Annotated in this window: 13 protein-coding genes; 6 read left to right on the top strand and 7 right to left on the bottom strand. The window is 71.9% G+C overall.

What is annotated here, in order from left to right; all coding sequences use genetic code 11:
* Positions 1–90 precede the first annotated feature (90 nt).
* Entirely contained in the window at positions 91–1,206 is a 1,116-nt protein-coding gene (locus OHA86_RS13495; RefSeq protein ID WP_329175305.1) for an adenylate/guanylate cyclase domain-containing protein, read from the bottom strand.
* A 124-nt stretch (positions 1,207–1,330) separates the two neighbouring features.
* On the bottom strand, positions 1,331–2,239 hold the full coding sequence (locus tag OHA86_RS13490; RefSeq protein WP_329175303.1) for a biotin--[acetyl-CoA-carboxylase] ligase: 909 nt from the start codon (positions 2,237–2,239) through the stop codon (positions 1,331–1,333).
* 233 nt (positions 2,240–2,472) lie between these two features.
* Between OHA86_RS13490 and OHA86_RS13485 the strand changes: the two genes are divergently transcribed.
* The 3 genes from OHA86_RS13485 to mmpB all read left to right on the top strand — a co-directional run bounded on the left by OHA86_RS13485 (position 2,473) and on the right by mmpB (position 4,588).
* Positions 2,473–4,062, top strand: a complete 1,590-nt coding sequence (locus OHA86_RS13485; RefSeq protein WP_329175302.1) for an acyl-CoA carboxylase subunit beta — start codon at positions 2,473–2,475, stop codon at positions 4,060–4,062.
* Positions 4,063–4,120: 58 nt separating this feature from the next.
* Positions 4,121–4,339, top strand: a complete 219-nt coding sequence (locus OHA86_RS13480; RefSeq protein ID WP_443071722.1) for an acyl-CoA carboxylase subunit epsilon — start codon at positions 4,121–4,123, stop codon at positions 4,337–4,339.
* Positions 4,340–4,429: 90 nt separating this feature from the next.
* Positions 4,430–4,588: a morphogenic membrane protein MmpB gene (gene mmpB, locus OHA86_RS13475; protein ID WP_329175301.1), complete on the top strand. Its 159-nt coding sequence runs from the start codon at positions 4,430–4,432 to the stop codon at positions 4,586–4,588.
* A 111-nt stretch (positions 4,589–4,699) separates the two neighbouring features.
* On the opposite strand, the gene tgmC is transcribed toward mmpB, so the two are convergent.
* From tgmC to tgmA, 3 genes are read right to left on the bottom strand one after another with little or no spacing between them, the layout of a single operon-like run.
* Positions 4,700–5,842, bottom strand: coding sequence for an ATP-grasp peptide maturase system methyltransferase (tgmC, locus tag OHA86_RS13470; protein WP_329175299.1), 1,143 nt, complete (start codon positions 5,840–5,842; stop codon positions 4,700–4,702).
* Entirely contained in the window at positions 5,839–6,801 is a 963-nt protein-coding gene (gene tgmB / locus OHA86_RS13465; protein ID WP_329175297.1) for an ATP-grasp ribosomal peptide maturase, read from the bottom strand. The genes tgmC and tgmB overlap by 4 nt, the downstream gene beginning before the upstream one ends.
* Positions 6,801–7,073 (bottom strand): putative ATP-grasp-modified RiPP, encoded by a 273-nt coding sequence (tgmA, locus tag OHA86_RS13460; protein WP_329175296.1) that lies wholly within the window; start codon positions 7,071–7,073, stop codon positions 6,801–6,803. Before tgmA ends, tgmB begins: the two co-directional genes overlap by 1 nt.
* 167 nt (positions 7,074–7,240) lie before the next feature.
* On the opposite strand from tgmA, the gene OHA86_RS13455 reads away from it, so the two are divergent.
* On the top strand, positions 7,241–7,849 hold the full coding sequence (locus OHA86_RS13455) for a nucleoside triphosphate pyrophosphatase (protein ID WP_329175294.1): 609 nt from the start codon (positions 7,241–7,243) through the stop codon (positions 7,847–7,849).
* Here the strand turns inward: OHA86_RS13455 and OHA86_RS13450 are convergent.
* Positions 7,830–8,303 (bottom strand): hypothetical protein, encoded by a 474-nt coding sequence (locus OHA86_RS13450; RefSeq protein ID WP_329175293.1) that lies wholly within the window; start codon positions 8,301–8,303, stop codon positions 7,830–7,832. The genes OHA86_RS13455 and OHA86_RS13450 overlap by 20 nt on opposite strands.
* Positions 8,304–8,666: 363 nt before the next feature.
* On the opposite strand from OHA86_RS13450, the gene OHA86_RS13445 reads away from it, so the two are divergent.
* Positions 8,667–10,424 carry an acetyl/propionyl/methylcrotonyl-CoA carboxylase subunit alpha gene (locus OHA86_RS13445; protein ID WP_329175291.1) on the top strand — a complete coding sequence of 586 codons (1,758 nt, stop codon included), beginning with the start codon at positions 8,667–8,669 and terminating at the stop codon, positions 10,422–10,424.
* Positions 10,425–10,555: 131 nt separating this feature from the next.
* On the opposite strand, the gene OHA86_RS13440 is transcribed toward OHA86_RS13445, so the two are convergent.
* Positions 10,556–11,989 carry an MFS transporter gene (locus OHA86_RS13440; RefSeq protein WP_329175289.1) on the bottom strand — a complete coding sequence of 478 codons (1,434 nt, stop codon included), beginning with the start codon at positions 11,987–11,989 and terminating at the stop codon, positions 10,556–10,558.
* Positions 11,990–12,111: 122 nt separating this feature from the next.
* On the opposite strand from OHA86_RS13440, the gene OHA86_RS13435 reads away from it, so the two are divergent.
* Positions 12,112–12,675, top strand: coding sequence for a TetR/AcrR family transcriptional regulator (locus tag OHA86_RS13435; protein WP_329175287.1), 564 nt, complete (start codon positions 12,112–12,114; stop codon positions 12,673–12,675).
* The last annotated feature ends 22 nt before the right edge of the window (positions 12,676–12,697 follow it).

Genomic DNA, 12,697 nt, shown 5'->3' with positions numbered 1-12,697 from the left:
GCTTGACCCGAGGGGCGCGGACCACCCGCGTGCGGGTCGTCAACGGCAGGGCCGACCGCTGGGGGAGTACGGCGCCCGGGCAGGGGCGGCTCAGGCCCGCCGGGTGAGGAGCCACGGCTCGACCACGCCGAGCCCGCGGACCGGCCGCCGCCACATCGGCTGAAGCGCGAAGCGGTACTTCTCCGTGTCCGCCGCCTCGACATCCGCCTCGGACAGCGGTGCCTCGCCCGCCTCCGCGAGCGCCTCCGCGAAGTCCCCGTCCACCAGGACGGCATCCCGCGGGGCTATCGAGGTCAACCGGGACGCCAGGTTCACCGTCGTACCGAAGACGTCACCCATACGAGTGGTCACCGTGCCGAAGGCCATACCGACCCGGAGCGCGGGCATGGAAGTGTCGCCGGTCATCGTCTCGATGAGCCGGATCCCGATCTCGGAGGCCGTACCGGGGTCGTCCGCGACGAAGAGCACCTCGTCGCCGAGCGTCTTGATCAGCCGCCCCCCGTAGGCGGCGACCTGGTCGGCCGCCGTGGTCTCGAAGGCCTCGACCAGTTCGCCCAGCTCCTCCTCCTCCAGGCGCCGGGTGAGCCGGGTGAAGCCGACGAGGTCGGCGAAGCCGACCGCGAGCCGCCGGTCGACGGCCTCCTCGTCGTCGGACTGGACGACCCGGCTGGTGGCGGCCGCGACCTGGCGGCGCCACACGTAGATGAGGAATTCCTCCAGCTCCGGCAGCAGCAGCTCGACCAGCGGATACGCCACCTCCGCGCGGGTCATGCCCGGCTCGGGCGGCTCGGTGAGGCCTTCGAGGAAGGAGTCGGTCTGCCAGTCGGCGAGCCTGGCGGTGGTCTGGCCGGTGGAGCGGGCCACCTGGATGGCCATCGACTCGCTGAGCAGCCCCGCTTCGACCAGTCCCGCCAGGCGCCGCAGCGCGAGGACGTCCGCCTCGGTGAGCGCCTTGGCCTGCCCGATGTCGGCGAAGCCCATGGCCCGCCAGAAGCGGGACGCCAGGTCCATGGAGACGCCGGCGGTGCGGGCGGCCTGGAAGGGGGTGTAGCGGCGGGGCGCGCCGAGGATGAGCTGTTCGAGCCGCAGCGCCAGCGGGTGTTCGCCGGTGTCCGTGACGGCCTCGCCGTCCGGGTCGGCTTCTGCACCCGGGTCGGCGGCGGACGGCTCGTCCGGAACGGGTGGGCCCGGGTCGTCCACACTCATCGCCCGGCCCCTGAGGAATCCCTGCGCACAGCCCTTCCGATCATCGAGACGACGCAGCGACTCCACGATACGGCAGCTGTGCCGCAGCTCACTCGCGCCGGAAGGCTCCCGCTCCCGCCGGAGGTCACCGGGACGGCCGGAGGTGGACGACGTCGCCCGCGCCGACCGGCCGCTCGCCGTCGGGCCCCGCGATGACCAGCCGCCCGTCGCCGTCCACGGCGACCGCCGTACCGGCCAGCTCCCGTCCGCCGGGCAGCTCGGCGCGCACCTGGCGGCCGAGGGTGGCGCAGCCGGCCGCGTAGGTCTGCTGGAGCCGGGAGGCGGCCGGGTCGCCGTCCGCCGCGCGCCAGGCGTCGTACCAGTCGGCCAGCGAGCGCAGGACGGCCCGCAGCAGCGGGTCCCGGTCGGTGCCCTGGGCGCCGGCCAGCGCGAGCGAGGCGGCCGTGGGCACGGGCAGTTCCGCCGCCCGCAGCGACACATTGATGCCGATGCCGATCACGACGCCGGCGGCGCCGGTCCGCTCGGCGAGGATGCCGCCGGCCTTGCGCTCCTCGCCGTCGACGGTGACCAGCAGGTCGTTGGGCCATTTGAGTGCCGTGTCGACGCCGGCCGCCCGGGACAGCGCGGTGGCGGTGGCGACGCCGGCCAGCAGCGGCAGCCAGCCCCAGCGGTGCACGGGCACGGGTTCGCGTACGGGGCCGGCCGGGTCCACCGGGTCCGCCGCGCCCCTGCTCGCGGCCGCCGGCGCGGGCTCCCCCGGCCGGAGCAGCACCGAGAAGAACAGGCCGGACCTGGCGGGCGCGGTCCACCTTCGGTCCAGCCGGCCGCGCCCGGCGGTCTGCTCCTCCGCGACCAGCACCGCGCCCTCGGCGGCGCCCGCCGCGGCCCTGGCGGCGAGGTCGCTGTTGGTCGAGCCGGTGGCCTGCACCACGTCGAGCGCGGTCCACAGCGAATCGGCCGTGACCACGGCACGGCGCAGCGCCGCGGCATTGAGCGGCGGTCGGTCGAGGTCGGACCAGCGGCTGGACGTCATACGTCCACCCTACGAGCGCGGGCGCGGGTGACACGCCGTGCCTCGGCGACGCCGCAGCGGGCGCGGGCACACGGTGGTGCAGTGTGGTGAACACCGCAGTGCCCGTACCGCAGAGTCGCCACTACGCTACGGGACACAGCGTTACTCACGAGTTCAGAAGCGTCGTACCCGGCAGGCCGCCGCCAGTGGCCGCAGGGCGCGCCACCGCCGCCGAGAGCAGGAGAGCCGCCTCCATGGCCGAGCAGGACCACGACATCCACACGACCGCGGGGAAGCTCGCGGACCTGCGCCGCCGCATCGAGGAGGCGAACCACGCGGGTTCGGGGCAGGCGGTCGAGAAACAGCACGCCAAGGGCAAGCTGACCGCCCGGGAGCGGATCGAACTCCTGCTGGACGACGACTCCTTCACCGAGCTGGACGAGCTGGCCCGGCACCGCTCGACGAACTTCGGCCTGGAGGCCAACCGCCCCTACGGCGACGGGGTGATCACCGGCTACGGCACCGTCGAGGGCCGCCCGGTCGCGGTCTTCTCGCAGGACTTCACGGTCTTCGGCGGCGCGCTCGGCGAGGTCTACGGCGAGAAGATCGTCAAGGTGATGGACTTCGCGCTGAAGACCGGCTGCCCGGTGATCGGCATCAACGACTCGGGCGGCGCCCGGATCCAGGAGGGCGTCACCTCACTCGGGATGTACGGCGAGATCTTCCGCCGCAACACCCACGCGTCGGGGGTGATCCCGCAGATCAGCCTGATCATGGGCCCGTGCGCGGGCGGCGCGGTCTACTCCCCGGCGATCACCGACTTCGTGGTGATGGTCGACCGGACCTCGCACATGTTCATCACCGGGCCGGACGTCATCAAGACGGTGACCGGCGAGGACGTCGGCATGGAGGAGCTGGGCGGCGCGCGCACCCACAACTCCACCTCGGGCAACGCCCATCACCTGGCCGGTGACGAGAAGGATGCCTTCGAATACGTCAAGGCGCTGCTGTCGTACCTGCCGAGCAACAACCTGGAGGAGGCGCCCTCCTTCGCCGCCGCGGCGGAACTGGCGCCCACCGCCGAGGACCTGGAACTGGACACGCTGATCCCGGACTCGGCGAACCAGCCCTACGACATGCACCGGGTGATCGAGCGGGTCGTGGACGACGGCGAATTCCTGGAGACCCAGGACCTCTTCGCGCCGAACATCATCACCGGCTTCGGGCGTATCGAGGGCCGCCCGGTGGGCGTGGTGGCCAACCAGCCGCTGCAGTTCGCCGGCTGCCTGGACATCAACGCGTCCGAGAAGGCCGCGCGCTTCGTGCGTACCTGCGACAGCTTCAACATCCCCGTGATCACTTTCGTCGATGTCCCCGGTTTTCTCCCCGGCACCAGTCAGGAATGGGACGGCATCATCCGCCGCGGTGCCAAACTGATCTACGCGTACGCCGAGGCCACAGTTCCGCTGATCACGATCATCACCCGTAAGGCGTACGGCGGCGCCTACGACGTGATGGGCTCCAAGCACCTGGGCGCGGACCTCAACCTGGCCTGGCCCACGGCCCAGATCGCCGTGATGGGCGCGCAGGGCGCCGTCAACATCCTGCACCGCCGCACCCTCGCCGCGGCGGAGAGCCCGCAGGCGGCCGACGAACTGCGCCAGCAGCTCATCGCCGACTACGAGGACACCCTGCTCAACCCCTACATCGCCGCGGAGCGCGGCTACATGGACGCGGTCATCGCGCCCTCGCAGACCCGCGCGCAACTGGTCAAGGCACTGCGGACGCTGCGCAACAAGCGGGAGAGCCTGCCGCCGAAGAAGCACGGCAACATCCCGCTGTAGCCGCCGGGGTGACGGCAGGACAGGCAGGGCACGACACCGCTCAGGAAGGAACGACCCCGTGGTGATCAAGGTGGAGCGCGGCCGTCCGACGCCGGAGGAGCTGGCCGCCGTCGTGGCGCTGGTCCAGGCGCGGGCCGCGGCACTCGAAGCCGAGCAGGACGGCCCCTCGGGCCGCCCGGCCGTCTGGTCGGCCCCGGCCCGCAACCTCCCGCGCGCCCTGCCGCGCCCGGCACCCGCGGCCTGGCGGACCTCGGCCTGGCCCGGCGGTCCCGCCTGACGCCGCAGGCCGCGGGACCGCCCGCCGTGCATGTCGCCTGAGTACGCGTACTCAGGCGCCGCGGTGTTGCTCAGGAGCAACCTGGGGGACATGTTGTGGCCCGACGATCAACGCGACTTGCGGCCGGAGGAACAGCGCGACGAGCTCCCCGAGGAGCTGCGCCAGGCGCTGATGACGCTGCGCCGGGCGATGGGTGTCGTCGCGGTGGCCGTGGCACTGGTGATGATCGTCGTCACCTGGCGGGTGTGAGCCAACGGGACAACAGGTCGTGGCGTGCGTGCGACTGGACAGTCCGATCAGCGTTGCAGCTGTTCTCGGCCTGGTGACCACGACGGCCGCCCTGGCAGGGACCACCGCGGGTCAGACCGGTAGGTCCCAGCCGGGACCGTCCGCGGTGCCGATCCAGACCCGCTGGCGGGCGGCCGTGACCGTGATGCCGAAACCTTCCGGGTGTGGCTCGCCGGCCTTCTGCCAGCGCTGCACCCCCCGTTCGAGCAGATTCCACAGGCGGACGGGCCCGCGCTGCACCACGGTCCACCCGCGCTCGGGGCCGGGAGTCGTCCGGGCCTGCGAGCCGGTGGACACGTCCCAGAGGATCTGTTCCGCCCCCGCCCCCATCCGTTCGGCCGCGGGCGCCGCGAGCTGGGCGACCCAACCACCGGTCCACGTGTCCAATATCGCCGGGTCGATCCGGCTCGGGCGCTCCTCCCCGGGCAGCAGGGCCAGCGCCGGACGGGGCGGCCGGTCGTGGGGCCGGGCGATCATGAAACTGGTGTAGCCGGGCAGGAACCTTCCCGTGGCCTCTCCGACACCGGTCACGTCGAGCAGCGCGAGGGCGTTCGCGTAGCTCCACCCGGACAGCGTGACCAGGATCTTTCCGCCCGGCTTCACCTGGTGCAGCCACGGCAGCGGGATGTACCGGACAGAACAGGTGGCAATGAGCCGGTCGTACGGTCCCCCGCCCGGGGCGCCGCGAAGTCCGTCGCCGATGATCAGCCGGGGCGCGAAGCCGGCGGCCTTGAGCGCCGCCGCGGCGGCCTCGCCCACCGACGGGTCGTATTCGATGCTGGTGAGATTGGCGTCCCCGAGGCGGTGCGCCCCGAGGGCGGTCGAGTAGCCGGTACCCGTGCCGATCTCCAGCACCTGGTGCCCGGCCTCGGCGCCGAGCTGTTGCCACATGCGCAGCACCAGGGACGGCAGGGTGGACGACGATGACGGGGAGCCGGTCACGGCACCGTCCGCGACGTCGTCGGGCCTGGTGCGGCCATCGAGCTGGGTGATCAGCGTTTCGTCGGAGTAGATCCGCTCCAGCCATCCGGGCTCGCCCTCGTGCACGGGGCGGTAGCCGGTCGGGACACTGCCCGCCACCGGCGCGAAGTACGACGCCGCGAACAGTTCCCGGGGAACCGCCCTGGCGGCGCTGCGCCATTCGGGGTCGGTGAGAGTGCCGTCCTCGGTGAGTCTGTCCACCAAACCGTCGCGGAGCCGAGTCGATGTGCTCACGTACCGGAGCCTTTCTCCAGCTGATCGGCGAGGGCGTGGGCGATCGCCGCGGTGGTCTCGGTCGGCTGCCACGCCCATTGGCCGTTCGGGTTGCATTCGAGGAAGTACCAGTCACCGGCGGCGGTCACGGCGAAGTCGAACGCGCCGTACGTCAAACGGAGTTCGGCGCGGTAGACGGCGACCGCCCGCGCGACCGGTCCGGGTACCTCGACCGGCATGCACGTCATCAGGTCCTGTCTGCGGCGCCAGTCAAGGTCAGGGCTGTCGATCCGGACCCCGAACAGCCGGTCGCCCACGGCGGTCACCCGGGCGTCGAACTCCTTGTCGACCGTGGCTTGGAACATGTGCGGACAGACGGACACGGCGTCGGTGATCTCGACCCCGCGCACGTCCCGGACCCACACGCTGTGCGGCTGACCGTCCACGCGGTAGGGCGCGTTCCGCAGCGGCTTGTAGACCACTCCGCCGCGCTCGCGGGCGGCGAACTCCCGCGCCTCGCGGGGGTCGTTGGTGATCACCGTGCTGGGCACCAGGAACCCGCAACGGCGTGCGGTCGCGAGCTGTGCGGGCTTGAACTCGGCGGCCCGGTTGTTCCACGGGTGATTGACGTAGTGCGCACCCGGCAGTGACGCGAGGATGCCTCCCGCGCCCCAGAGGGCTTGCTCAGCGGCGAACCGGCGGTCCTGGTCGCTCAACCCGGTCGGCCCCTCGTAGGGCGAGGGCCTGCGCACCCACACGGAGCGAACCTGGGCGGTGTCGAGTTCCCGGCTTGCCGTGCGCAGGGTGCCCTGCTGGCTGCCCGAGCGGTACGTGGCGGTCAGCAACGCACCCGTGTGCAGGTCGGCGCCGGGGTCGAGACGGACCACGGGAACCCGGCGTTCGGCGAGAAGCCGAAGCACCACGTCCGCTGTCACGTCGTAGGGGTTGGTCAGGACCAGCACCGACCTCCCGTCGTTCATCAGCCGGAACTCTGGTCCTGGTCGTAGGACTCGGTGCTGTCGGCGTCGGTCGCGCCACCGGGACCGGCCCCGTCACCAGGGGCCGTAGCGGTGGGCGTCAGGCCGCTCGTGCTGGTGCCGTGGGAGCCCAGTTCGACCGTCCGGCCGTTCTCGTCCACGATGACCGCGATCTGCGTTCCCGGGTCGATCACGGGCGGGTGCGTCGCGACCGTGGCGGTGGCCGCGTACGGCTCCATCCGCTGTGTGCCCCACGGTGCGGGTGTCTGCGTCATCTGTTCTGCGCCTCCGTTTCGCGGCGGTACCGGCTCCGCTCTGTAGCGCTTCCACTACTGGGAGCGTCAATTGTCGCCTGCGCTGCGCAAGTTCCTCAACCCGGGTGAGCTTGCGACGCGCCCGGCCTTGCTCATGGGCGGGTGTGAGCGCTGCCTACGATGGTGGGATGACTTCGAACCGCCGTGCGCTCGTACTCGCCTCCGCGTCTCCCGCCAGGCTCGGTCTGCTGAAGCAGGCGGGGCTCGACCCGCGGGTCGTGGTCAGCGGGGTGGACGAGGACGCGATCAGCGCGGACAGTCCCGCCGAGCTGGCGCGGGTGCTCGCGGAGGCGAAGGCCGCGGCGGTGGCGGGCGGCGGGATGCTGGACGGCGGTGAGATCGTCGTCGGCTGCGACTCGGTGCTGGAGCTGGACGGGGCCGCGCTGGGCAAGCCGGCGGACGCCGCCGAGGCCACCGCCCGCTGGCAGGCGATGCGCGGGCGCGAGGGGGTGCTGCGGACGGGGCACTGCGTGATCGACACCGCCAGCGGGCGCCAGGTGTCGGCGACGGCGTCCACCACCGTACGGTTCGGGACGCCGGACGACGCGGAGGTCGCCGCCTATGTGGCCAGCGGCGAACCGCTGCACGTGGCGGGGGCGTTCACCCTGGACGGGCGTTCGGCGCCCTTCGTGGACGGCATCGACGGCGACCCGGGCAATGTGATCGGCCTGTCGCTGCCGCTGCTGCGGTCGCTGCTCGCGGACCTCGGGGTGCGGATCACGGACCTGTGGACGTAGCCGGCGCGCCGGCCGGCGGGGCGGGCGGGGTGGCCGGCGGGGCGGCGGGGGCGGCGCCCGGCCGGTCCTCGGGCGCGTAGAGCAGCAGGGTGGCGACCAGCAGGCCCAGGATCAGCATCAGCAGCACGAAGGCGTACCAGCCGACCAGGCCGACCACGAGCGCGCCGACGACCCCGTGGACCACCGCGCAGACGATGAGCACGATACGGGCCGGCCGGCCCGTCATCCGGCCGCGCAGCGCGATACGGGCCACCAGCACCGCGCAGACGATCAGGAAGAGGGCGAACAAGCCGCCGCCCACCCACGATCCGGCGGCCATGGCGTCGGGATTCAACCCGCCCAGCGACATCCTCTGATGGCGTACGGCGAGGCCGAGTATCCAGTTCACGAAGGCGATCGCGAGGGCTTCGAGCACCAGGGCCACGGCCGCGCCGATGGCTATACCTCTGCGCACAACTGTCCCCCTCCGACGGCCGAATCGTGCGGGTCGCACGCTACTCACGAGTAAAGCGACGGGCAAGGGTCCGCGCAGGGCTCACCCGTCCGGGGGGACCCGACCGCAAACTTTGGGCGCACTATTCGTGGGGTTCCCACAAAAGAACGTCAGTTCCGTGCACGGACTTCGAGCGAGATGTCCCCCACACCCGGTCGTGCGGGACATGGGCGGGAGCGGGGCCGTACCGTGGACTGAGCAGGCGTTCACGGGTTGTTGTGGCCCATGGATCACCCTCCGTGTGGGCAAGCTCACGTGCAGGGGTGCCTCGGCAGCAAGTGTGGCCAGTACCTAAACTCGGCTTGTTTCATGGAGGGAGCCATCGTGCGCAAGGTGCTTATCGCCAACCGCGGTGAAATCGCAGTACGCGTCGCCCGTGCCTGCCGGGATGCCGGGATTGCCAGCGTAGCCGTCTACGCGGACCCCGACCGGGACGCGCTGCATGTCCGCGCGGCCGACGAGGCGTACGCACTGGGCGGCGACACACCGGCCACCAGCTATCTGGACGTGGCGAAGGTGCTCTCGGCGGCGGCCGAGTCGGGGGCCGATGCCGTGCACCCCGGCTACGGCTTCCTGTCGGAGAACGCCGAGTTCGCCCAGGCCGTGCTGGACGCGGGTCTGACCTGGATCGGCCCGCCGCCGCAGGCCATCCGCGACCTCGGCGACAAGGTCGCCGCCCGGCACATCGCCCAGCGGGCCGGCGCGCCCCTGGTGGCCGGCACGCCCGACCCGGTCTCGGGCGCCGAAGAGGTCGTCAGCTTCGCCAAGGAGCACGGCCTGCCGATCGCCATCAAGGCCGCCTTCGGCGGCGGCGGGCGCGGTCTGAAGGTCGCCCGCACCCTGGAGGAGGTCCCGGAGCTGTACGACTCCGCGGTCCGCGAGGCGGTCGCCGCCTTCGGCCGCGGCGAATGCTTCGTCGAGCGCTATCTCGACCGGCCGCGGCATGTGGAGACGCAGTGCCTGGCCGACACCCACGGCAATGTCGTGGTGGTCTCCACGCGCGACTGCTCGCTCCAGCGCCGGCACCAGAAGCTCGTGGAGGAGGCCCCGGCCCCGTACCTGACCGAGGAGCAGACCGCGCAGCTGTATTCCGCCTCCAAGGCCATCCTGAGCGAGGCGGGCTACGTCGGCGCCGGCACCTGCGAATTCCTGGTCGGGCAGGACGGCACGATCTCCTTCCTGGAGGTCAACACCCGGCTCCAGGTCGAGCACCCGGTCACCGAGGAGGTCTCCGGCATCGACCTGGTGCGGGAGATGTTCCGCATCGCAGACGGCGAGGAACTGGGGTACGACGACCCGCCGCTGCGCGGGCACTCCTTCGAGTTCCGCATCAACGGTGAGGACCCGGGCCGCAACTTCCTGCCCGCGCCCGGCACCGTGACCCGCTTCAGCGCGCCCACAGGACCCGGTGTGCGGCTGGACGCGGGTGTGGAGTCGGGCAGCGTCATCGGCCCGGCCTGGGACTCGCTGCTGGCCAAACTGGTCGTCACCGGCGCCACCCGGGAGCAGGCGCTCCAGCGGGCGGCCCGCGCGCTGGGCGAATTCCACGTCGAGGGCATGGCCACCGCGATCCCCTTCCACCGTGCGGTGGTCGTGGACCCGGCCTTCGCGCCGCCGCAGGGACCGTTCACCGTCCACACCCGGTGGATCGAGACCGAGTTCGTCAACACGATCCCGCCCTTCGCCGGTCCCGCGGTGGACGAGGAGGAGGCGCAGGGCCGCGAGACGGTCGTGGTCGAGGTCGGCGGCAAGCGCCTTGAGGTGTCGCTGCCCGCGTCGCTGGGCATGTCGCTGGCCCGCACCGGACTGGCCGCGGGCGCCAAGCCCAAGCGGCGGGCGGCGACCAAGGCCGCCGCGGCGGCGTCCGGCGACTCGCTGGCCTCGCCCATGCAGGGCACGATCGTCAAGGTCGCGGTCGAGGAGAACCAGCAGGTCTCCGAGGGCGATCTGATCGTCGTCCTGGAGGCGATGAAGATGGAGCAGCCGCTCAACGCGCACCGCTCCGGCACCGTCATCGGCCTCAAGGCGGAGGTCGGCTCCTCGGTCTCCTCCGGCGCGGTCATCTGCGAGATCAAGGACTGAGCAGGGCTGCCCCGCCGGTCCTGCGGGCAGCAAACGCGGCGCGGCACCCCGGTGACGGGGTGCCGCGCCGCGTTCGGTGGCGGGCACGGCTCAGGCACGGCCTTGACGCCGGCTCAGGCGCCGGGCCGGATTCAGCGCAGTACGTGCTGGCGCGGCTGCCTGAGCGACAGCACCAGCAGCAGCGCGACCGAGGTGAAGACCGCCGCCATGGTGAAGGCGGCCGTCGCGCCGTGGATGAACGGCTCCTGGCGGTGGTGCCGCGACACCGTGCCGAAGACCGTCACGAGCACCGACAGGCCCAGGCTGCCGCCGACCTGCTGCATGGTCTGGAGCAGTCCGGAGGCCGACCCGGCGTCCTTGGGTTCGACGCCGGACAGGATGAAGGTGTTCAGCGGCATCATGGTGCAGCCCATGCCGACACCCATCAGGACCAGTGTGGGAAGGATGCCCTGCGCGTAGCCGTCGGACGCGCTCAGCCGGGTCATCCAGACGCCGCCGGCGAGGGTGAGGAGCGAGCCGGCGGTCGCGACCCGCTTGGCGCCGTAGCGGGCCAGCAGCCGGGGTGCGGCCCTGGCCGCCAGGAAGAGCGGTCCCGCCAGCGGCAGGAAGGAGAAGCCGGTCTTGAGCGGGCTGTAGCCGAGGTACGTCTGCAGGTACTGGGTCGAGAAGTAGAACACGCCGAACATTCCCGCGGGCAGCAGCATCATCACCCCGTACGCCAGCGCCCTGTTGCGGTCGGTGAACAGCCGCAGCACCACCAGCGGGCGCTCCACCCGGGTCTCGTTGATCAGGAACGAGGCGAGCAGGGCGAGGGCGATCACGAAGGTGGTCAGCGCGCGGGCGTCGGTCCAGCTGCTCTCGCCCACCCGGATGAAGGCGTAGACCAGCGAGGCCATGCCCAGGGTGCCGGTCAGGGCGCCCGCGATGTCGAACCGGCCGCCGCGGTGCCGCTCGGTCTCCTTGATGAAGCGCGGCGCGAGCAGCACGATGGCCACGCCGACCGGGATGTTGACGAAGAACACCCAGCGCCAGGAGCCCCAGTCGGTGAGCATGCCGCCCACGGTCAGGCCGACCGCGGACCCGGCGCCGGAGATCGCTGAGAAGACGCTGAGCGCGCGGTTGCGCTCGCCGCCCTCGCGGAAGGACGTGGCGATGAGCGCGAGCGTGCTGGGCGCGGCCAGTGCGGCGGCGGCGCCCTGGAGGCCGCGGGCGATCAGCAAGGTGGTGGCGTCGTTGGCGACACCGCCGGCTATCGAGGCGACGGTGAACGCCGACACGCCCCAGACCAGCGCGGTACGCCGGCCGATCAGGTCGCCGATCCTGCTGCCGAGCAGCAGCAGGCCGCCGAAGGCGAGGGTGTAGACGTTGAGCACCCAGGACATGCCGGTGGGCGAGAAGCCGAGGTGGGTGCCGATGCCGGGCAGGGCGACATTCACCACGGTCGCGTCGAGGAGCAGCATCAGCTGGGTTCCGACGATGGCGGCGAGGGCGAAGAATGAGTGCATGCCGGAGGGGGCCGGCGTGCGGGTGAGCGGAGTCTGATCGCGCACGACGTGCGTGGACATGGCTGCTAAGCCTCCAGCGGAGAGACAAACGGAGGGCGTCTCCGGAAACTATACGGAGACATCCTCCGGATCTACAATCGGTTTCGGGGAAGCGATCCCCGGCACCCGGGAGGCAGGACGGAATGCGGGCAGACGCACAGCGCAACTACGACCGGTTGCTCGAAGAGGCCAAGCAGGCCTTCATCGTGCACGGCACGGACGTCGCGCTCGAGGACATCGCCCGCCACGCCGGCGTCGGCATCGGCACGCTCTACCGGCACTTCCCCGACCGCTACTCGCTGATGAACGCGGTCTTCATCCGGGAGCTGGACGCCCTGACCGAGCGCGCCCAGGAGCTGGTCACCGCGGACGACCCGGCGGACGCCCTCTTCGCCTGGCTCCGCGCGGTGGCCACGCACTCCGCCGCCTACCGCGGCCTGTCCTCGGCGATCCTGGCCCAGTCCGACGGCCGGATGCACCAGTGCAAGACGCGGTTGCGCGAGTCGGGCTGCGCGCTGCTGGTGCGCGCGCAGGAGGCCGGGGCCGTCAGACCGGGCGTCGACATCGGCGACCTGCTCAAGCTGACGTCGGCGATCGTGCTGGCCGCGGAGAAGAACCCCGAGGACAGGCAGACCTTCGACCGCCTGATGTCCCTCGCCGTCAACGGCATCCTGACGCCCGGGGGCGTGGGGGCCGGGAGCGAGTAGCCGCGCCGGGCGGCGGGCCTGT

The sequence above is a fragment of the Streptomyces sp. NBC_01477 genome, assembly GCF_036227245.1.
In the GTDB taxonomy this organism is placed as follows: Bacteria; Actinomycetota; Actinomycetes; order Streptomycetales; family Streptomycetaceae; genus Actinacidiphila.
This window is presented reverse-complemented; position numbering and strand designations above follow the sequence as displayed.

Excerpts from the sequence above, each read along its gene's own strand:
- OHA86_RS13495 (WP_329175305.1), bottom strand. The coding sequence starts at position 1,206 with ATGAGTGTGGACGACCCGGGCCCACCCGTTCCGGACGAGCCGTCCGCC.
- OHA86_RS13490 (WP_329175303.1), bottom strand. The coding sequence starts at position 2,239 with ATGACGTCCAGCCGCTGGTCCGACCTCGACCGACCGCCGCTCAATGCC.
- OHA86_RS13485 (WP_329175302.1), top strand. The coding sequence starts at position 2,473 with ATGGCCGAGCAGGACCACGACATCCACACGACCGCGGGGAAGCTCGCG.
- mmpB (WP_329175301.1), top strand. The coding sequence starts at position 4,430 with ATGTTGTGGCCCGACGATCAACGCGACTTGCGGCCGGAGGAACAGCGC.
- tgmB (WP_329175297.1), bottom strand. The coding sequence starts at position 6,801 with ATGAACGACGGGAGGTCGGTGCTGGTCCTGACCAACCCCTACGACGTG.
- tgmA (WP_329175296.1), bottom strand. The coding sequence starts at position 7,073 with ATGACGCAGACACCCGCACCGTGGGGCACACAGCGGATGGAGCCGTAC.
- OHA86_RS13455 (WP_329175294.1), top strand. The coding sequence starts at position 7,241 with ATGACTTCGAACCGCCGTGCGCTCGTACTCGCCTCCGCGTCTCCCGCC.
- OHA86_RS13440 (WP_329175289.1), bottom strand. The coding sequence starts at position 11,989 with ATGTCCACGCACGTCGTGCGCGATCAGACTCCGCTCACCCGCACGCCG.
- OHA86_RS13435 (WP_329175287.1), top strand. The coding sequence starts at position 12,112 with ATGCGGGCAGACGCACAGCGCAACTACGACCGGTTGCTCGAAGAGGCC.